The organism is Burkholderia pseudomultivorans (assembly GCF_001718415.1).
GTDB classification, from domain to species: domain Bacteria; phylum Pseudomonadota; class Gammaproteobacteria; order Burkholderiales; family Burkholderiaceae; genus Burkholderia; species Burkholderia pseudomultivorans_A.
The window spans coordinates 4,808,925-4,828,952 of the sequence record NZ_CP013378.1; the positions used below are offsets into that span (position 1 = coordinate 4,808,925).

Genomic DNA, 20,028 nt, shown 5'->3' on the forward strand with positions numbered 1-20,028 from the left:
GCCTTCAGGCGGCCACGCGGCCGCCCGTCATCGCGCCGACGCGCGTGAGGAAATGCTCGCCGTCGCGCCGCCCGAGGTCGTACGCATGCTGCATCTGCGACGGACTCGTGTAATCCCAGCTCGAAATCGGCACCTTGCTCGACGGCTGCACGTACAGCCGCCGCTGGTCGCCGTGCGCGACCGTGAACATCTGCGGACGCGGATACAGCCGCGTGACGAGCACCAGCACGTCGCCCGGCGACGCGTCGAGCGCGCCGACCGGCACGTTGTCGACCATCCCGCCGTCGAGCACCGGCCGGCCGCCGCGGCGCAACACCGGCGTAAACGGCGGCGTGCACGACGACTGCAGGATCAGGTCGGCGAGGTCTTCGACGCTCGCGCACGCCTGCGCGCGCATGAACTCCGGGCGAAAGCCGAGTGCGCGCCCGAGCGTCGGATGCAGCGTCTTGCGTACGTATTTCTCGATGTTGTAAGCGACGAGGCCGGCGGCGACCGCGCTGCGTGCGCCGAGCCAGCGCGGCACGTGCGACACGCCGATGCGGATTTCCGGTGCCGCGGCGAGCTTCTCGAACGGTTCGCCGTAGATGTCGAGCAGCGCCTGGCGGTAGATCCTGTAATGCGGAAATACCGGCTCGCGGCCGAACAGGTTGCCCCAGTACGCGTTCTTCCGGTTATGACGCAGCGCCTGCTCGTAATAGCGCATGACCCACGCGGCGTCGCGCGTATACAGCATGCAGGCCGTCGCGGCGCCGGCCGAGATCCCCGCGATCACGCGCGGACGCAGGCCGAGCGCGGGCTGGGCAACGTCCCAGAAGCCGGCCTGCCACCAGCAGCGGTTGCCGCCGCCGGCAAAGACGATCTGGTCGAACATCGGGCCGCTCAATTGACGAGCGCGTAGGTCGACGTCGCGTGGACGGCCATGTTGCCGTCCTCGTCGAACAGTTCGACCTCTCCGAACACGAGATTGCGGCCCATGCGCAGCACACGGGCGGTGACGAGCACGTCGCCCTTGCGGACCGGGCGCATGAAATTCGTGTTCAGCGACACGGTCGTCATCGGCCGAAACTCGCCGAGCGCCGCCGAGATCGCGACCACCATCGCGGTGTCGGCCGCGGCCGTGAAGACCTGGCCGCAGATCCCGCCGCCGGAATGACGGAATTCGCCGGAAAACGGCAGACGCAACGTCACGCTGTCGTCGTCGATCGATACGGGGACCAGGTTCAGCGAGCGGACCCACGGGGCCAGCAGGCGATTCAGCAATTCGCGGACTGCGTTCTCGTCCATCTTCGGATGTCCAGAAAACGTTGCGCGACCGCCGCGCAACAGGATGGACGTCATCATACCGGGAGCGCGTCAACTGCGATGACTCGTCATGGTCGTGTCAGCTCCGGCCCCGGTGACGAAATATTTTTGAGAAATTTGCAGAAAGGGCTTGCCAAGCCTTCGGAAGCCGGGCATAATCTTTCTTCTGTTGGGGGCGTTAGCTCAGTTGGTAGAGCAGCGGACTCTTAATCCGTAGGTCGAGTGTTCGAGTCACTCACGCCCCACCAAAGAATTCAAGGGCTTAGCAGCGATGCTAAGCCCTTTTTTCTTTCCATCACCCCTCGATATTAGACGCTGTCCAATATCGAGCATCCATATTCCTCCCCTAGCCTGCCAATTCAGACAGCATCGTTCCCCCGCTACCCAGCGTGCTCATTCCTCTGCGGATTTCTTCCATACGAGGGTTCGATGGGCTTCGCATTCATTCGAGACGGTGACACAACCTCTCACGGCGGGCGCGTTATCGCCAGCGATATGACCAACACCGTCGACGGAAAGGCGCTGGCTCTGCTCGGCGACATGGTTTCATGTCCGCGCTGCGGCGGCGTCTATCCGATCGTCAAGATCAAGGCAGACCTGCACATGACGTTCAACGGACGTCCGGTCGCGTCCGACGGCGACATGACCGCGTGCGGCGCGACCCTGATCGCCTCCCAAAGCACCACAACGGCGTCCCCGACATCGGGCGCCGGCGCGCCAGTTGGCGGCGGCAGGAGCGTCGTCGCACAGAACGATGGTCCGAATCGCGGCCGCTTCCAGGTCGTCGACGACAACACGCGCCTCCCCATTGCGAACCATCCGTATACGGTCACATCGGCGGACGGCCAAACGATCCACGGCACAACGGACGCAGACGGCCATACGGACTGGCTGAACACGCAACAAGCCGCGTCACTATCGTTCCGCCAACCGGGCACCAGCAAGGCATGACCGACTATTCGAGCAGCTCGGCAGCCGGCGCGAGCAAGGGAGACGGCAACACGACCGTCGTCGGGCTCGACGGTCGTTTGTCGGGGAAGGACAAGGAAGTGCTCTGCGGCGTTATGTGCCCGTGCGCGCGCATTGGCGTCGCGACGCGCGAAGACAAACGAGGCAGGTCAAGAACGCTCAGACAGGCGTGCGTCGCCCAACGGCTGGACGCCATGAACGCCGATGCCCGAAAAAGATACGGCGCACCCACCGAGTATCTGCCGGAAGTCAGCTACGACATGAGCCCGACACCACCAGCTCCCCCGGTCCCGATCATGGACGAAGCGAGTCCGCTGCGCCCCGATTCGCTTGTCGACTGGATCCGCGATAATTGGCCGGGTAGCATGAAAGGCTATCGCGACGGGAAGAAGGCGGGGTTGGATCAAACGCGTCGTCCCGATGTCGTGATTGTTCGCGATCCCACTCTGCCGCCCGAGCAATCGAATATCAAAACGGTCGTCGAAATGAAGTTCGAGGATTCATACGGCGATCGTCAAAAGGAGGCATACGTGCGAATCGCTGGCAGCGACAAAAAGGTCGCGACGCTTCGCCCCGCTGACTGCGGATGCCGCGATGACGAACCGGACGAGAAGCCCGTGCGATCGACGCAAACTCAAACCGACGTCGAGTCGATTTTCGGCGTCAGTCCGGCCGGGCCAGGCCGCGCGCTGCCCGCTCCGACCCCACTTCCGCCGGGCGTTCCCGGCTTCGTGCTCCCCTGAATGCCATGACGAAAGACGAACTGGCCGCATGGGCCAACGACCCCAAGCGGCGCGACACTCTGCCCTATGGGCTGTTCGAGCCGGCCTATCAGAAGGGCATCGTAGGTGCTGCATTCGTCGTGCGTGGCGTCCTGTACTTCAGGAACGGCTACGAGGATGCCACGCGCAAGGCGCTGACGCGCTGCTACGACCGCTATCTCGACGTCATCACCAAGTACGAAGCGGCATTGGCGCAGGCCGAAGGGCGCGACGCGCCGAAGGCCGGCCCGATGCGATGGTTTTACGCCGAGGGTGAAGCGCCCGTGGCGTTCGGCAAATCGCCCGGTTTCGCCGATCTGGCGAAGCGCCTACCGAGTAGCACCGCCCTCGTGTCGACCACGACCAGCGCGGACCACAAGCTCGCGGCCGGCTTCTACGACTTCTCCGTGTTCTGCCTCGAAGATTGGGAAGCGAAGTTCGGACGCAGTCTCGATGTCATGTCGTTCACCGTCCCGCGCAGCTTTCTTCAGCTCGCGCCCGGCGAGTTCGAGCGCCTGTTTGCCGAGTTTGCCGATTGGCTGCGCCCGGTGCATGGGCACGGCGGATACGCGGTCAACCTTCCGCCGATGGGGCGCGATCCGAACGAAGCGAGCGAGTATTTTTGGGCGCGGCAGTACGGGGCCGGGGTCGATGTCGGCAGTCCGCGGCGCACATGCGTGCGCGACCTCACCGACAAGCTGAAGACGGTCGATTGGCTGACAGCGATCGATGCCGATCTGGTTCGCAACGCCGGCGGTGCGGCCGGGCTAATGCTCCCCCCGGACTGGTATCGAAAGTCGCCGCTCGGCGATGGCGGCCTACTCATCCAGGCCGGCACCGAGCCGCAAGCGGGCGTATCGATGGGTGAAGGGCAACCACCGGCACCACCGGCCGCGTACGTCCTGCTGAACAAGGCTCTCCGCCCGATCGTCGCCGACACTATCGACAGCCTGCAAGATGGCACAGTCAGCAGCACCGCGCCCCTTCTCAACACCACCGTTGCGAGCGAAGCGTGGCTACATCGCTTCAACGTGCCGGACGACGAACTACCCGGCTACTGGATCGAGCTTCACAAGACGGAGAAATTGCCCGCCATCAAATGACGCGTGACCGGTCGGTGGCACAGGTGACACCGACCCACACCCGCGCTCGCCGGGCGGCCCAATACTCGGGCGCAGATATCGGTCGTGCGCGTCGACGCATCGATTCGCATCGTCGTGCATCAAAACGCACGATTTCCGGGCACCCCAAAATGCCCGAAACCCCGCGCCACAAGGGCCGCCGAGCAGGACGGCCCGGTGCACTAAAACCACCCACTCAAGCAAAGCCCGCAGGCGGGGAGGGGACCGCACAGCGGCGGCCGCAGCGCGGGCCGGCATCCCCTCCCCCATCCCCGGATGCCCGCCACGGCCGCACGACAGCCTCCGCGCGCCCTTCGCAGCATGGCGTCCGACCTGAACCACCCCACGCGGGCCAACCCGCTGTAGCGCCTCTATTCGCGCCGAGCCCAAAATCCGCCAATGCCGCGGATCGTAGAAGTCGCCCTTCTCTCGGCAATAGTTGACCGCACAAGCAATCTCACACTCTGACGCCGAGGGGCTTCTCTTCCTGTCGAAGTTCACAACGCCCTGGAACGCTTCGAGATCCAACAGCTGATGCATACCAAGATCGCTTGCGACAGTGGGCAAACGTGTGCCGGGAATCAGGTCCTCCTGTTTATCGTCCCCTTTCCAGATAGAGGACTTGCGTCCCATCAGCGATTCCCAAGAATTTCGGTTTAACGAACAAAGCTGTATTCCCGCATCGCAACAATCAGCGCCTCTCGAGACTAGCAAGCGCCTTTGATAAATCTTCTTTATGCTCAGTAAGCATAGTCGCAAAAACTTCCGGCGAAGATGCCGTCGGCACTAGCATACGCATCTTTTCCGTCAGCAGTAAAACAGAATCTCTCTCACCAGATCAACTGCTGAGTTCATCAAAACGGAAGCCTTCCACTTTTCAGCCCGCTTAGACCAAGGTTAGCTCATCCTTATAGGCAAGCGTGTAGTATTTTGCGATTGGAGCAGCCCCCTGAAACGCCGGACACAGTCACCCACTTACAATAACGGGTAGGCATAAGACTGTGTTTTTGACTAACACCAGGCAGGAAGTGATGGAAGTGTTGACGGGCCCGGAGCGCCGGCGGCGCTGGACGGCGGAGCAAAAGCTGGCGATGGTTCGCGAGAGTTTCGAACCAGGGAAGTCGGTTTCGATGGTCGCGCGGCAGCACGGCGTGAACCCGAACCAGCTGTTCCACTGGCGCAAGCTGTACCAGGATGGGAGCCTGTCAGCGGTCAAGGCTGGCGAGGAAGTGGTTCCGGCCTCAGAGCTGGCCGACGCGCTCAAGCAGATTCGCGAGCTGCAACGGATGCTCGGCAAGAAGACCATGGAGAACGAGATTCTCCGCGAAGCAGTCGAGTACGGCCGGGCAAAAAAATGGATAGCGCACTCGCCCTCGCTGCCGGAGGACGACCAGTGAAACTGGTTTGTGAAGTTCTCGGCGTGTCGCGCTCGAACGTATCGGCACGACTGTCGCGTCCGGCGACGTGGCGCGATGGCCGTCAATCGCGGCAGACGGACGATGCGAGCGTGGTCGAGGAAATCCGCCGAGTCGTCGGCGATTTGCCCAGCTATGGCTATCGCCGGGTGTGGGGCTCGCTGCGCAATGAACGCATTGCTGCCGGACAGGTGCCGTTCAATGCGAAGCGCATCTATCGCATCATGCGCACTCACGGTCTGCTGATGCAACGGCGTCCAGCCCCGCCTCGGCCGCAACGTCGGCACGATGGCAAGGTGGCCGTCGCGCGCAGCAATCAGCGATGGTGCTCGGACGGCTTCGAGTTCCGCTGCGACAACGGCGAGCCGCTGCGGGTGACGTTTGCGCTGGATTGCTGCGACCGAGAGGCGATGAGCTGGGCAGCCACGACAGCAGGTCACAGCGGCGACATCGTGCGCGACGTGATGCTGGCTGCAGTGGAAAATCGGTTTGGCAACGAACTGCATACCCCGTCCGAAATCGAGTGGCTGAGCGACAACGGTTCGGGCTACACGGCCGACGACACGCGCCGGTTCGCAGTGGCCATCGGCCTGAAGCCATTGACCACACCGGTGTGCAGCCCACAAAGTAATGGGATGGCAGAGAGCTTCGTGAAGACGATGAAACGCGACTACGTCGCCTTCATGCCGAAGCCGGACGCAGCGACTGCCGCACGCAACTTGGCCATCGCGTTCGAGCATTACAACGAGAAGCATCCCCATAGCGCGCTGAAATACCGCTCGCCTCGCGAGTTCCGGCGCTCGATGGATTCAGCAACCTTAGTGTGATGCCGTGTCCGGGATTACAGGGTCAACTCCAGCGATAAGGGCGGCAACCCTCTCTTTGTCTTGCGCATCTAGTGATGTGCCATCATCCCACTTCTTCAAGCTGCCCTTATTAAAAATCGCGTTACGCGCAGATATCTCACAAATCAACGCTCGGCCATTTTCCTGAAAAAACAGCCCCTCACCCTTATAAATTATTAGCAATCTGACAACCCCAACCAAGCGGTCGTCGAATGCGTAACACGATCCATTCAATTTCAACTCTTTTATATAGTCCAAGTCCTCTTTGTTCATTTTTCTTCCTCCGCACTTATCGCACTACTAGTCTTTGAAAATGCGCCATTCTTCTTCCGCCTGGCAATACCGGTGACATTCCAAAAGCCCTCCAGCTTCCGCTGCCCAACTATTTCCTTTCACACCCATAGCCGTCCCCTTCACATCAGCAAGCCCACCCAACCCCCTCTCCCCCGCCGTTTCCGCTAGAATCCTCCGACAAATAATCACACGACCGGCACGGAAACGCCGCTTCCGCACCGGCACTGAGAGAACATGGGACGTCAGACATGGAAGCATGTGAGCGAGACGCGACCATTCGGAGAGCACGGTCGCGCCGACATCGACCCGTCCACCGGAACGCGCCGCGCCCCCGCCCGAACTCGCCCTGCCGCGCCTGCAGCGGGTCCGGCCGTGCCGCATAGGAACGCGCTCGCCGCGCTGATGCTCGGCGTCGTGCTATTGCTGCTCGCCGGCGCACTCGCCGTCACCACCGGCCGCGCGACCGGGCACCTGATTCGCGTGCCCGGCACCATCGTGCGCATCGTGCAGGACAGCGACACGATGCGCGCGTACCGGCCGATCGTCGGCTACCTTGCCGGCGACGGCCAGCGCCGCGAAATCGCCGGCAGCACCGCATCGACCGTCCCCGCCTACGACATCGGCCAGCGCGTCGACGTGCTGCTCGATCCCGCCCATCCCGAACGCCCCGCGCTGATCGACGACTTCGCGCAGCGCTGGCTCCCCGCCGCGGTGCCCGCGCTGCTGGCCATCGCATCGTTCGCGATCGGCGGCCTGCTGTATGCGGGCGAGCGCCGCCGCGACCCGGCCGCCGCCGCAGACGCCCGCGCACGACATCGCTGGGATATCGCGCTCGTGCTGATCCCGATCGCGATCGGCACCGGCTTCCTCGCGAGCGCCGGCGCGACCGGCCTGCGCCAGTGGCAGATCGTGCGCCACTACGCGCACGCGACGGGCCGCGTCGTCGAGCTTGCGCAAACCACTCACCTGTCCGGCTCGCGCGCGTCGCTGTATTCGGCGATGGTCGCGTTCACCACCGACAGCGGCCGACTGGTCACGTTCGCGCAAGGCCCGGCGTCCGCGCACTCGACGCTGCACACAGGCGAAGCGGTCACCGTGCTGTACGACCCCGTCACGCCGGAACGCGCCGTCGTCGACCGCTTCTGGGATCGCTGGGGCTTCGCCGCGATCCTGTTCGTGATCGGCGCGCCGTTCATGATCGCCGGACTGATCATCGCGGCGACGCTATGGCCGGGGCAGCGCCCGCCGGAAATCGTGCAGTAGCGCCAGCAGCGGAAACCGCCACGCTCACCGCTCCCGAAACGCCTCCACCTTCGCGCGGTTCCCGCAGGTGCGCATGTCGCACCAGCGGCGTCCGACACCGCGCCCGCGGTCGACGAAGAACCACGTACAGCGGCCGCACTGACGCACGCGCGCAAAATCGTCGCTGCGCAGCAACTGCTCGAACCCGAGCGCGGCCGCGTCGATCCAGCGCGACGCCGCCCGTGCGTCGGGCCGCCACGCGAAACGGCCGTCGACCGCGATGAATGCGCTGCGCGCGACCGCCTCGCGGATCGCGCCGGCCAGCCGCTCCACCGCACGCGCGCCGGCGCTGCCGCCGTCGCCGGCAGTCAGATGCCGGATCGCGGCATACGCATCCTCGCGAAAACGCTGCAGCGCGGCCAGTTCGTCGGCGCCGTCCTGGCGCACATGCCGCTGAAACCGCGCCAGATCCGCCGGCGCCAGCAGCCCCGACTTCGCGGCCCAGGCACGCACGGCCGGCCAGTCGACGAACTTGTCGGCGTCGCGCGTCTTGCCCGTATCGGCCACCGTGTTGAGAAAGTCGAGCGCCGGATGGCCGCCGACGAAATCCGCCGTGCCCCATTCGGTCGCCGGCAGCCCGCGGTCGTGTCGAGTAACCATTTATTTTCACCTATCGGTTTCATGTCCGGCCGATCCGGAGTAACCTGTTATCACCTTTAAACAGGTTAGCACGGAGAAGCCGATGCTCGAACTCGCCAATCGCTTCGATTTCGAAGGTCACCGGATCGCCTGGGGCGCGCTCGGCGATGGCCCGCCGCTCGTGCTCGTGCACGGCACGCCGTTTTCGTCGCAGGTGTGGCGGCGGATCGCGCCGTGGCTCGCGCGGCGTCATCGCGTGTTCTTCTACGACCTGCTCGGCTACGGCCAGTCCGACATGCCGGATGCGGACGTCTCGCTCGGCCGGCAGAACGCGTTGTTCGGCGCGATGCTGCGCGAATGGGGGCTCGTGCGTCCGCGCGTGCTCGCGCACGACTACGGCGGCGCGACCGTGCTGCGCGCGCATTTTCTGGACGGCGTCGCGTATGCGGACCTGACGCTCGTGAACCCGGTCGCGATCGCGCCGCAAGGCTCGCCGTTCGTGCGGCACGTCGCGCAGCACGAAGCCGCGTTCGCGGGCTTGCCGGCCTATGCGCACCATGCGCTCGTGTCTGCGTATATCGGCAATGCGGCCGCGCGGCCGCTGAGCGACGAGGCGCTGTCGATCTACCGCTCGCCGTGGCTCACGCCGGCCGGCCAGCCCGCGTTCTATCGCCAGATCGCGCAGATGCGCCAGCGCTATATCGAGGAAATGGAAGTCCGCTATGCGGCGCCGGACTTTCCGGTGCGCATCGTCTGGGGCGAGGACGACGGATGGATTCCGCTCGCGCAGGGGCAGGCGCTCGCCGATCGCATCGCGAACGGCGCGTTGATCCGCGTGCCGCGCGCGGGCCATCTCGTGCAGGAGGATGCGCCGGAAGCGATCGTCGCGGCGGTGCTCGACACGTAGTCGCACACCCGATCGACCGGCATGCATGCGCGCCGCCCGGCCCCCTCCGCGACGGTCGGCACGCACGCATCGCGCGATGGCCGGACGCTCACCAGGGCAGCGAATACGTCTTCGTATTCGTGAAGCTCTTCATCGCCTCCTGCACGCCTTCCTTGTAGCCGAGCCCCGAATCCTTCACACCGCCGAACGGCGTCAGCTCGAGCCGGTAGCCCGGCACTTCGCGCACGTTCACGCTGCCGACTTCCAGCTCGGTGATGAAGCGCGTGATCGCATCGAAGCGGTTCGTGCAGATCGACGACGACAGCGCATAGTCGGTACTGTTCGACATCCTGATCGCTTCGTCGATGTCGCGAAAACGCATGATCGGCGACACCGGCCCGAACGTCTCGTACTTGACCAGCGGCATGTCGGGCGTCACGCGATCGACGACCGTCGGCGAATACAGCGCGCCTTCGCGCACGTTGCCGACCAGCAGCCGCGCCCCGCGCGCGATTGCGTCGTTGACCTGCTGCTCGCAGAACTTCGCGGCCGCTTCGTCGATCACCGTACCCATGTCGACCGACGGATCGGCCGGGTTCCCGTACGACCACGCGCGCGTCTTCTCGACCACCAGCTCGGTGAAGCGATCGGCGACCGCTTCATGCACCAGCATCCGCTTGATCGCAGTGCAGCGCTGCCCGGAGTTCTTGTACGAACCCGACACCGCGAGCGTGCTCGCCTCGTCGAGATCCGCGTCGTCCATCACGATGATCGGATCGTTGCCGCCGAGTTCGAGCACCGCGCGGCGATAGCCCATCCGCGACGCGATCGACTTGCCGATCGCCACGCCGCCGGTGAACGTGATCAGGTCGATCGCCGGGTTCGTGACGAGTTCGTCCGCGATCTCGCGCGGGTCGCCGGTCAGCACCTGCAGCATCTGCGGCGGCAGGCCCGCCTCGTACAGGATGTCCGCGAACAGGTAGCACGACAGCGGCACCTTCTCCGACGGCTTGACGACGATCCGGTTGTTGGTCGCCACCGACGGCACGACCTTGTGCGCGACCTGGTTCATCGGATGGTTGAACGGCGTGATCGCGGAGATCGCGCCGAGCAGCGGCTCGCGCTGCGTGTAGACGCGGCGCTTCTTGCCGTGCGGCGTCAGATCGCACGAGAAGATCTGTCCGTCGTCCTTCAGCACTTCGCTGGCGCCGAACGTCAGCACGTCGGCGACGCGTCCCGCTTCGTACGTCGAATCCTTGACGCACAGCCCGGCTTCGGCGGTGATCAGCGCCGCGATGTCGGCGGTGCGCGCGCGCACGATCTCGGCCGCGCGCCGCAGGATCGCCGCGCGCTCGTGGCGCGTGAGCGACGGCCGGTACGCCCGCGCGACCGAGAACGCGCGCCGCACGTCGTCGAGCGTCGCCTTCGGCACCGTGCCGACGAGCGCGCCGTCGTATGGGTTACGCACCTCGATCACCGCATCGCGCCGGATGCGCTCGCCGTCGATTCGCAGTGCTTCATGACGGATCCCGCGAGCGGCCGTCGGTTCTGCAATGGCATTCATGGGTGTCTCCTGGTCCGGATGCGTGCTTACTGCAGATGGTTGAGCGCGATGTCGATGATGTCGAAGTTGCGCAGCCGCGCGCGGCGGGCGACGTCGGCGGCGACCGGCTTGCTGAAGATCAGCGGCACGATCTGCTCGGAGAGGCCGCCGTGCGAGCGCAGCGGCACGTCGAGGCCGGACAGGTCGTGCTTGATGCGGCGCGTGCCGAGCACGACGTCCTGCTTCGAGATCACGATCAGGTCGCCCATCCGCGCGGGCGGCAGCTCGAAGCGCGCGCAGCCTTCGGCGCCGCTCAGCGCGAGCTCGATGCCGTCGACCGCGGCGAGCCGCGCGCGCAGCGCGTCGACGTCGGTCGACGCCGGCAAGTACACGGTCGCGAACGAGCCGAGCGCGCCGTGGTGCACGACGTAGGGATCGGTGATCGGCAGGATCACGCGCGCCGCATCGTGGCCGAGCCACTCGTCGAACAGCTCCTGCAGGTAGATCACGTTCGGCTCGCCGGTCTCGCCGTCGTGCTTCGCGTTCATCCCGTGGTCGGCAGTGATCGCGACGATCGCGCCGAGCTCGTCGAGCCGCTTCAGGTAGCCGTCCATCATTTCGTAGAACGCGTTCGCACCGGGCGTGCCGGGCGCGCACTTGTGCTGTACGTAGTCCGTCGTCGACAGGTACATCAGGTCGATCGGGCGCGTCTCGAGCAGGCGCACGCCGGCCGCGAACACGAACTCCGACAGGTCCGCGCTGTACACGCTCGGCACCGGCTTGCCGACCAGCTCGAGCACGTTGTCGATGCCGTTTTCGACGAGGCTCGCCTCGTCGGCCTTCTCCGACGAGAAGCAGATGCCCTTCAGGCCCTTGCCCAGCAGGCGGCGCAGCTTGTCCTTCGCGGTGACGACCGCGACGCGCGCGCCCTGCTCGGCGAAGGTCGCGAGCACGGTCGGCGCGACCAGGTACTTCGGATCGTTCATCAGCACTTCCGCGCCGGTGTCGCGATCGTAAAAGTAGTTGCCGCTGATCCCGTGCACCGCCGGCGGCACGCCCGTCACGATCGACAGGTTGTTCGGATTGGTGAAGCTCGGCACCACGCACTCGCCCTTCAGCGCGGTGCCGGGCTTCAGCAGCGTGCGCAGGAACGGCGCGACACCGGCCTCGGCGGCCTCCTCCAGATATTCGTACGCGCAGCCGTCGACGCACACCACCACGACAGGGCGGTTCATCCAGTTGTAGCGGCGGCCGTTCACTTCCACGGAAACAGGCGTTTCAGTCATGACGTTCAGTCCTTTCGATGCGTAGAGAGGTTGGGCTGTCGGCGCCCGCGCCGCGCCGAGGGGGTGTTTTCCATGCTTGACATTAAAATCGAGGATTTGTAGATTGTCAACAACATGCAGAGAACAGAAAGCAATGTTCCGTAGAGCAGAGGGCTGGTCTCCACCTATCCGCCGCGTGCCGCGGCGTCACAGTCAAGGGGTCTGAAGATGAACGAAATGCCGGTATCCAAGCGTTTCAACGGGTGGGCGGCGGGGGCGGCCCGCGTTGCGCTGGCCGCCGCGGTCGCACTCGGCGCGGCGCAGGCGGCGCACGCGAAGACGTCGCTGCTCGTCTACACCGCGCTGGAAGACGAGGCGATGAAGCCCTACAAGGACGCATTCGAGAAGGCGAACCCCGACATCGAGATCCGCTGGGTGCGCGACTCGACCGGCTCGGTCACCGCGAAGCTGCTCGCGGAAAAGAACAACCCGCGCGCCGACGTCGTGCTCGGCCTCGCCGCATCGAGCCTCACGCTGCTCGACCTGCAGGGCATGCTGATGCCGTACGCGCCGAAAGGCTTCGACCAGCTCACGCGCAAGTACAGCGACGCGAACACGCCGCCGCACTGGGTCGGCATGGACGTATGGGGCGCGACCATCTGCTACAACCGCGTCGTCGGGCAAGCGAAGGGCATTCCGAAGCCGACGTCGTGGGAGGACCTGACCAAGCCGGTCTACAAGGGGGCGATCGTGATGCCGAGCCCGGTGTCGTCCGGCACCGGCTACCTCGACGTGACCGCATGGCTGCAGACCTTCGGCGAAGACAAGGGCTGGAAGTTCATGGATGCGCTGGACAAGAACGTCGCGCAGTACGTGCATTCGGGCTCGAAGCCCTGCACGCTCGCCGGCACCGGCGAATTCCCGGTCGGCATCTCGTTCGAGTTCCGCGGCCATGAACTGCAGGCGCAGGGTGCGCCGATCGACCTGGTATTCCCGAAGGAAGGCCTCGGCTGGGACATGGAAGGCACCGCCGTGATGAAGACGACCAGGCAGCCGGAAGCGGCGAAAAAGCTGGCCGACTTCATGGCGAGCAAGGAGGCGAACGAGATCACCGCGCGCTGGTGGGCGATCGTCGCGTATCCGGGCGTCGCGCGCAAGCTCGCCGGCATTCCCGACAACTACGCGGACCTGCTCGTGAAGAACGACTTCGTGTGGTCCGCGAAGAACCGCCTGTCGATCCTCGATACCTGGCAGAAGCGCTACGGCGCGAAAACGCAGCAGTAAGGCCATGACCCGCCGCGGGGCCGCCGCGCCCCGCTTCCCCTTTTCATCGTCGAATCCGGCCTCGCGGCCGGCCGCAGCACGGAGGCGCGCATGGCACCTTATCTGAGCGTAGAACGCATCGAGAAGCGGTACAACGACACGCAGGTCCTGAAGGACATCGACCTGAGCGTGATGAAGGGCGAAATGATCTGCTTCCTGGGGCCGTCCGGCTGCGGGAAGACCACGCTGCTGCGCATCATCGCGGGGCTCGAGACGCAGAACGCCGGCCACATCATGCAGGACGGCCGCGACATCTCGCGGCTGCCGCCGCAGTTGCGCGACTACGGCATCGTGTTCCAGTCGTACGCGCTGTTCCCGAACCTCACCGTGTACGACAACGTCGCGTACGGGCTGGTCAACCGCAAGATGAAGCGCGAGGCGATCCACGAGCGCGTGCACACGCTGCTCGCGCTGGTCGGCCTGCCCGACAGCCATCGCAAGCATCCGGGGCAATTGTCCGGCGGCCAGCAGCAGCGCATCGCGCTGGCGCGCGCGCTCGCGACCTCGCCGGGCCTGCTGCTGCTCGACGAGCCGCTGTCCGCGCTCGACGCGCGCGTGCGCGTGCGGCTGCGCCAGGAGATCCGCGCGCTGCAGCAGCGGCTCGGCGTGACGACGATCATGGTCACGCACGATCAGGAGGAAGCGCTGTCGATGGCCGACCGCATCGTCGTGATGAACCACGGCATGATCGAGCAGATCGGCACGCCGCTCGAAATCTACCGGCAGCCGGCGTCGCCGTTCGTCGCGGACTTCATCGGCCGCGTCAACACGATTCCCGCCGAAGTCGCGCCCGACGGCACGCTGCGCGCGGGCGAGGTCGGCTTCGACTGCCGGCACGGCAGCGCGCGGCCCGCGCAGGGCGCGTCGGTGTCGGTCTACGTGCGGCCGGAAGACCTGCGCATCCGCGTGCCGGGCGAAACGGCCGACAACGTGCTCGCGGGCCGCGTCGAGAAGCTCGAATTCCTCGGCGCGTTCTGCCGCGTGAGCTTTCGCATCGACGGGCTCGACGGCCGCGAAATCGTCGCCGACCTGTCGTATCGCGACGTCGACCGCACCGGCGTATGCGCGGGTGCGCGCATCGATCTCGCGCTCGATCGCGAGCATGTCCGCGTGTTTCCCGCCGCAAAGGAGCGACTGCAATGAGCGCCGTACTCGCCGAGCGCCGCCGCGGCGCCTCCGCCCCTGCCGAGGTCCGGCAGATGACCCACTGGCACGACCGTCTCGCGCAGCTCGCACTCGTCGCGATGGCCGCGCTGCTGTCGATGTTCCTGCTGTTGCCGCTCGCGCTCGTCGTGCAGAAATGCTTCGTCGATGCGGACGGGCATTTCGTCGGCCTGCACAACTTCGTCGCGTATCTCGAGGACAGCGGCGTGCTGCGCTCGATGCTGCATTCGCTGACGGTCGGCGCGCTGGTCACGTCGATCGTCGTGCCGATGGCGTTCACGTTCGCCTATGCGCTGACGCGCTCGTGCATGCCGTTCAAGCATGCCGCGCGCACCATCGCGCTGCTGCCGCTGCTCGCGCCGACGTTGCTGTCCGCGGTGTCGTTCATCTACTGGTTCGGCAACGCGGGGCTGCTCAAGCCGCTGATGCACGGCCATTCGATCTACGGGCTGCCGGGCATCGTGCTGAGCATGGTGTATGCGTCGTTCCCGCACGTGCTGATGATCCTCGTCACCGCGCTGTCGCTCGCGGACGGACGGCTCTACGAGGCCGCCGCCGCGATGGGCACGAGCCGCACGCGCAAGTTCTTCACGATCACGCTGCCCGGCGCGAAGTACGGGCTGATCAGCGCGACCATGGTCGCCTTCACGATGTGCATCAACGACTTCGGCGTGCCGGTCGTGATCGGCGGCTCGTACAACGTGCTGTCGACGGACATCTACAAGCTGATCATCGGCCTGCAGGACTTCAACCGCAGCGCGGTCGTGAGCCTGATGCTGCTGTGCCCGGCGCTGGTCGCGTTCGGCGTCGACGTCTTCATCCGCCGCCGCCAGCAGTCGCAGCTCGGCGCGCGCTCGACGCCTTACCAGCCCAGGCCGTCGCGCGGCTTCGACTTCGCGATGCTCGCGTACTGCGCGATCGTGTGCGCGTTCTTCGTCGCGGTGGTCGGCGTGTCGGTGTTCGCGTCGTTCGTGAAGTTCTGGCCGTACCAGATGGCGCTCGGGCTGCAGCACTACAAGATGGGGCTGATCGGCGCCGGCATCTTCGACGCGTACAAGAACAGCCTGCGGATGGCCGCGACGGTCGCGATCGGCGGCACGGTCGTCGTGTTCGGCGGCGCCTACCTGATCGAGAAATCGCGCGGCGCACGCTGGCTGCGCGGCTTCATCAGCCTGTGCGCGATCCTGCCGATGGGCGTGCCGGGGCTCGTGCTCGGCATCAGCTACATCTTCCTGTTCAACGCGCCGGGCAATCCGCTGAACGGGCTGTACGGCTCGCTGTGGCTGCTCGCGATCGTCACGGTCGTCCACTACTACGCATCGAGCCACCTGACCGCGGTCACCGCGCTCAGGCAGATCGACGGCGAGTTCGAGGCTGTGTCCGCGTCGCTGAAGGTGCCGTTCTACAAGACCTTCCTGCGCGTCACGGTGCCCGTGTGCCTGCCCGCGATCTTGCTGATCGCACGCTACCTGTTCGTGAACGGGATGACGACCGTATCGGCCGTCGCGTTCCTCTACTCGCCCGACACGCAGCCCGCATCGGTCGCGATCCTGAACCTCGAAGACGCGGGCCAGATGGGCCCGGCCGCCGCGATGGCGACGCTCGTACTCGCCACCTCGTCGTGCACCTGCCTGCTGTTCGCTGCCGTGTCGCATCTGCTGCTGCGCCGCACGCAGGCGTGGCGCACGCCGCATCGTCCTTGATTTCGCACCGCACGACCCGACGCCCCGACTTCCCCAAAGGAGAAACCATGACGCTCGCCGCTCCCATCCTGCTCACGCCCGGCCCCCTCACCACCTCCGACCGCACGCGCGATGCGATGCTGCGCGACTGGGGTTCGTGGGACAGCGACTTCAACGCGATCACCGCGCGGCTGCGCGAACGCATCCTGCAGATCGTGCACGGCGAAGGCACGCACGAATGCGTGCCGCTGCAGGGCAGCGGCACGTTCTCGGTCGAAGCGGCGATCGGCACGCTGGTGCCGCGCGACGGGCACGTGCTGGTGCCGAACAACGGCGCGTACTGCCAGCGCATCGCGAAGATCTGCCGCGTGCTCGGCCGCCGGCTGACGACGCTCGACTACCGCGAGGACCGCCGCGTCGATCCGGCCGACATCGAGCGCGCGCTCGCCGCCGATCCGGGCATCACGCACGTCGCGCTCGTGCACTGCGAGACAGGCACCGGCGTGCTGAACCCGCTGCACGAAGTCGCGCAGGTCGTCGCGAAGCACGGCCGCGGGTTGATCGTCGACGCGATGAGTTCGTTCGGCGCGATCGAGATCGACGCGCGCCACACGCCGTTCGACGCGGTGATCGCCGCGTCGGGCAAGTGTCTCGAAGGCGTGCCGGGAATGGGCTTCGTGATCGCGAAGCGCAGCACGCTCGAACGCTGCGAAGGCAACAGCCACTCGCTCGCGATGGACCTGTACGACCAGTGGGTCTACATGCAGCGCACGACGCAGTGGCGCTTCACGCCGCCGACGCACGTCGTCGCGGCGCTCGACGCGGCCATCGCGCAGTACGTCGACGAAGGCGGCCTCGCCGCGCGCGGCGGCCGCTACCAGCGCAACTACCGCGCGCTGATCGACGGCATGCTCGCGCTCGGCTTTCGCCCGTTCCTCGATCCGGCGATCCAGGCGCCGATCATCGTCACGTTCCATGCGCCGGACGATCCGAACTACGATTTCAAGACGTTTTATCAGGAGGTCAAAAAGCGCGGCTACATTCTGTATCCGGGCAAGCTGACCGAGGTCGACACGTTCCGCGTCGGCTGTATCGGCCACTTCGGCGAAGCCGGCATTCCGGGCGCGGTCGCCGCGATCGCCGACACGCTGAAGGCGATGGGCGTGCGGCGCATATCGGCCGAAGCCGCGGCGTGACGCGCGCGACTGCCTGACGACCCGGCCGCGTGCGCGACGCGCGCGGCCGGCCGCGGTGTGGTTTTTCCGGCCGTGCGCGGCACGGCCACGACCCTTACTGGCAAGACATCCGATGCGACCCTTCTGGATCGAACAAGCGCTGTTCAACGACGGCGATCTCGCCCCCGCACTGCAGGGCGCGACGCAGGCCGACGTGTGCATCGTCGGCGGCGGCTTCACCGGGCTCTGGACCGCCATCCAGACGAAACGGCAGAACCCCGCGCTCGACATCGCGATCGTCGAGAGCGACCTGTGCGGCGCCGGCGCGAGCGGCCGCAACGGCGGCTGCCTGCTCACGTGGTCCGCGAAATTCCTGACGCTGCGGCGGCTGTTCGGCGAGGCCGAGGCGATCCGGCTCGTCAAGGCGTCCGAAGCAGCGGTCCAGCACATCGCCGATTTCTGCCGCGAACAGGCGATCGACGCCGAGCTGCGGCTCGACGGCACGCTGTACACCGCGACGTCGCGCGCGCAGGTCGGCACGCTCGCGCCGGTGCTCGACGCGCTCGCGCAGTGCGGCATCCACAGCTACGAGCCGCTGCCGCCGGCGGAAGTGGCGCGCCGCTCGGGCTCCGCGCGCAATCTCGACGGCGTCTACTCGCCGATCGCCGCGACCGTGCATCCGGGCAAGCTCGTGCGCGGGCTGCGCCGCGTCGCGCTCGCGATGGGCATCCGCATCTACGAACGCACGCCGATGCTCGACTTCACACCCGGGCAGCCGGCGGTCGTGCGCACGCCGTCCGGCAGCGTGACCGCGAGCCAGCTCGTGTTCGCGATCAATGCGTGGATGGCGAGCCGCTTCCCGCAGTTCGAACGCACCATCGCGGTCGTGTCGAGCGACATGGTGATCACCGAGAAATGCCCGGCGCTGATCGAGCGCACGGGGCTCGTCGACGGCGTGTCGGTGCTCGATTCGCGGATCTTCGTCTACTACTACCGCACGACCGCCGACGGGCGGCTGATGCTTGGCAAGGGCGGCAACACGTTCTCGTGGCGCAGCCGCGTCGCACCCGTGTTCGACCGGCGCTCGCCGTACGAGGCGCAGCTCACGCAGAGCCTGCGCACGTTCTTTCCGTCGCTTGCCGGCGTGCCGATCACCGCGAGCTGGAACGGCCCGTCCGACCGCTCGGTGACGGGCTTCCCGTTCTTCGGCCGACTCGACGGCGCACCGAACGTGTTCTACGGCTTCGGCTATTCGGGCAACGGCGTCGGGCCGAGCTACATGGGCGGGCAGATCCTGTCGTCGCTCGTGCTCGGCGTGGACAACGCGTGGACGCGCAGCCCGCTCACGCACGGCCCGCTCGGCCATTTCCCGCCGGAGCCGCTGCGCTATGTCGGCGCGCACGTCGTGCGCAACGCGATCCGCCGCAAGGAGCGTGCGGAAGACGAGAACCGGCCGCCGGCCGTCGTCGATACATGGCTCGCAAAGTTCGCGAGCGCGGCAGGGAAGGCGGACAAGGCGTAGCGGCGCTCGAGTCGCGCACGATCGCGGTCGCGGAATCAAAAATGGACGCCGTTGAAGCGTCCCTTTTGCGTTGGCCGTGGAATGCGTGGCATGCCGGCGCAGCGGCAGGCCGCGCTCAAGCGCGCGTCTTCTCGCGCGCCGCCTTGCCGGTCGCCGGCAGGCCGTGCTCGTGCGTGCGGCGCATCCGCGCGAGCCCGTGCGCGATGTGCTCGCGCACCAGCGCGACGGAGGCCTCCTCGTCGCCGCTCGCGAGCGCCTGCACGATCTTGTCGTGTTCGGCGGCCGACACCTTCAGCGCATCCTCCTCGGCCTCGATCGCCGCCTGGCGCAGCAGCCCGAGCTGGCGTACGAGCCGGCGATAGGTGTCGGTCAGGTGCGTGTTGCCGACGCCGACCACCATCGCATCGTGGAACTGCACGTTCAGCTCGGTATAGCGCGTGACGTCGTGCGTCTTCGCGGCGTCCTTCATCGACTGGACGATGCCCTTGAGGATCTGCAGCGTGTCCTGCGACATCCGCTTCGCGAGCGCGCGCACGACCGATTCGTCGAGCATCGCGCGCACCTCGTAGATCTCCTCGGCCTCGCGCAACGGCACGACCCGCACGGTCACGCCGCGGTTCTTCTCGTTGCGCAGCAGGCCGGCCTGCTCGAGCGCGCGAAACGCCTCGCGCACCGGGCCGCGCGACACGTTCAGCCGGGTCGCGATCTCGACTTCGTTGAGCTTCTCGCCCGGTGCGTATTCGCCGGACACGATCGCCCGTTCCAGCATGTCCTGGACGATCATCGCGAGCGACTGGCTCTGCAGGAGTTCGATGGCGTTGAGCGCGTTCGGGGCGGTCATGGTCGGGCAGGCAGCAAGGCTGCGGTAGAAAACGAAGGC

18 protein-coding genes and 1 tRNA gene are annotated in these 20,028 nt (G+C 66.2%); 12 read left to right on the forward strand and 7 right to left on the reverse strand.

Annotated features, from left to right (window positions below; translation table 11 throughout):
- Window positions 1-4 precede the first annotated feature (4 nt).
- Complete coding sequence (locus tag WS57_RS34550) at window positions 5-871, reverse strand: patatin-like phospholipase family protein (RefSeq protein WP_009693143.1); 867 nt, start codon at window positions 869-871, stop codon at window positions 5-7.
- Between the two features lie 8 nt (window positions 872-879).
- Window positions 880-1,284: a PaaI family thioesterase gene (locus WS57_RS34555; protein WP_009693142.1), complete on the reverse strand. Its 405-nt coding sequence runs from the start codon at window positions 1,282-1,284 to the stop codon at window positions 880-882.
- A gap of 190 nt (window positions 1,285-1,474) precedes the next feature.
- Between WS57_RS34555 and WS57_RS34560 the strand changes: the two genes are divergently transcribed.
- The 5 genes from WS57_RS34560 to WS57_RS34585 all read left to right on the forward strand — a co-directional run bounded on the left by WS57_RS34560 (window position 1,475) and on the right by WS57_RS34585 (window position 6,395).
- Window positions 1,475-1,550, forward strand: a tRNA-Lys gene (locus tag WS57_RS34560).
- A gap of 181 nt (window positions 1,551-1,731) precedes the next feature.
- On the forward strand, window positions 1,732-2,253 hold the full coding sequence (locus WS57_RS34565) for a PAAR domain-containing protein (RefSeq protein ID WP_059516933.1): 522 nt from the start codon (window positions 1,732-1,734) through the stop codon (window positions 2,251-2,253).
- Entirely contained in the window at window positions 2,250-3,014 is a 765-nt protein-coding gene (locus WS57_RS34570) for a VRR-NUC domain-containing protein (protein WP_059605214.1), read from the forward strand. Before WS57_RS34565 ends, WS57_RS34570 begins: the two co-directional genes overlap by 4 nt.
- A gap of 5 nt (window positions 3,015-3,019) precedes the next feature.
- A complete protein-coding gene (locus tag WS57_RS34575) occupies window positions 3,020-4,135 on the forward strand; it encodes a DUF3396 domain-containing protein (RefSeq protein ID WP_009693139.1) in 1,116 nt (371 codons plus the stop codon).
- A 1,049-nt stretch (window positions 4,136-5,184) separates the two neighbouring features.
- A protein-coding gene (locus WS57_RS34585; protein ID WP_155774291.1) for an IS3 family transposase occupies window positions 5,185-6,395 on the forward strand; the annotation gives its coding sequence in 2 pieces (ribosomal slippage) (window positions 5,185-5,500 and window positions 5,500-6,395; 1,212 coding nt in all).
- Here the strand turns inward: WS57_RS34585 and WS57_RS37455 are convergent.
- Window positions 6,387-6,686 carry a hypothetical protein gene (locus WS57_RS37455; RefSeq protein ID WP_155774386.1) on the reverse strand — a complete coding sequence of 100 codons (300 nt, stop codon included), beginning with the start codon at window positions 6,684-6,686 and terminating at the stop codon, window positions 6,387-6,389. The two genes, WS57_RS34585 and WS57_RS37455, sit on opposite strands and share 9 nt — an antisense overlap.
- A gap of 255 nt (window positions 6,687-6,941) precedes the next feature.
- Between WS57_RS37455 and WS57_RS34590 the strand changes: the two genes are divergently transcribed.
- Window positions 6,942-7,970 (forward strand): DUF3592 domain-containing protein, encoded by a 1,029-nt coding sequence (locus WS57_RS34590; protein WP_069245407.1) that lies wholly within the window; start codon window positions 6,942-6,944, stop codon window positions 7,968-7,970.
- Between the two features lie 24 nt (window positions 7,971-7,994).
- On the opposite strand, the gene WS57_RS34595 is transcribed toward WS57_RS34590, so the two are convergent.
- On the reverse strand, window positions 7,995-8,609 hold the full coding sequence (locus WS57_RS34595; RefSeq protein ID WP_059516940.1) for a CGNR zinc finger domain-containing protein: 615 nt from the start codon (window positions 8,607-8,609) through the stop codon (window positions 7,995-7,997).
- 82 nt (window positions 8,610-8,691) lie between these two features.
- Here WS57_RS34595 and WS57_RS34600 point away from each other — a divergent pair, with 82 nt between their 5' ends.
- On the forward strand, window positions 8,692-9,495 hold the full coding sequence (locus tag WS57_RS34600; protein WP_059516943.1) for an alpha/beta fold hydrolase: 804 nt from the start codon (window positions 8,692-8,694) through the stop codon (window positions 9,493-9,495).
- A gap of 88 nt (window positions 9,496-9,583) precedes the next feature.
- Here WS57_RS34600 and phnY read toward each other — a convergent pair whose 3' ends face one another.
- Together phnY and phnA are read right to left on the reverse strand one after the other, a co-directional pair.
- Window positions 9,584-11,038, reverse strand: coding sequence for a phosphonoacetaldehyde dehydrogenase (gene phnY / locus WS57_RS34605; RefSeq protein ID WP_069245408.1), 1,455 nt, complete (start codon window positions 11,036-11,038; stop codon window positions 9,584-9,586).
- 26 nt (window positions 11,039-11,064) lie between these two features.
- A complete protein-coding gene (phnA, locus tag WS57_RS34610) occupies window positions 11,065-12,303 on the reverse strand; it encodes a phosphonoacetate hydrolase (protein ID WP_059603315.1) in 1,239 nt (412 codons plus the stop codon).
- A gap of 207 nt (window positions 12,304-12,510) precedes the next feature.
- Here phnA and WS57_RS34615 point away from each other — a divergent pair, with 207 nt between their 5' ends.
- The 5 genes from WS57_RS34615 (at window position 12,511) to WS57_RS34635 (ending at window position 19,148) form a co-directional block, all read left to right on the forward strand.
- Entirely contained in the window at window positions 12,511-13,566 is a 1,056-nt protein-coding gene (locus WS57_RS34615) for a putative 2-aminoethylphosphonate ABC transporter substrate-binding protein (RefSeq protein WP_009687354.1), read from the forward strand.
- Between the two features lie 90 nt (window positions 13,567-13,656).
- Window positions 13,657-14,748, forward strand: coding sequence for a putative 2-aminoethylphosphonate ABC transporter ATP-binding protein (locus tag WS57_RS34620; RefSeq protein ID WP_059514977.1), 1,092 nt, complete (start codon window positions 13,657-13,659; stop codon window positions 14,746-14,748).
- Window positions 14,745-16,472: a putative 2-aminoethylphosphonate ABC transporter permease subunit gene (locus WS57_RS34625; protein ID WP_040128568.1), complete on the forward strand. Its 1,728-nt coding sequence runs from the start codon at window positions 14,745-14,747 to the stop codon at window positions 16,470-16,472. Before WS57_RS34620 ends, WS57_RS34625 begins: the two co-directional genes overlap by 4 nt.
- A gap of 47 nt (window positions 16,473-16,519) precedes the next feature.
- On the forward strand, window positions 16,520-17,647 hold the full coding sequence (locus WS57_RS34630) for a 2-aminoethylphosphonate--pyruvate transaminase (protein WP_069245409.1): 1,128 nt from the start codon (window positions 16,520-16,522) through the stop codon (window positions 17,645-17,647).
- A 112-nt stretch (window positions 17,648-17,759) separates the two neighbouring features.
- Window positions 17,760-19,148, forward strand: a complete 1,389-nt coding sequence (locus tag WS57_RS34635; RefSeq protein WP_069245410.1) for an FAD-dependent oxidoreductase — start codon at window positions 17,760-17,762, stop codon at window positions 19,146-19,148.
- 115 nt (window positions 19,149-19,263) lie between these two features.
- Here the strand turns inward: WS57_RS34635 and WS57_RS34640 are convergent, their stop codons facing one another.
- Complete coding sequence (locus tag WS57_RS34640) at window positions 19,264-19,989, reverse strand: phosphonate utilization associated transcriptional regulator (RefSeq protein ID WP_059514970.1); 726 nt, start codon at window positions 19,987-19,989, stop codon at window positions 19,264-19,266.
- Window positions 19,990-20,028: the final 39 nt, after the last annotated feature.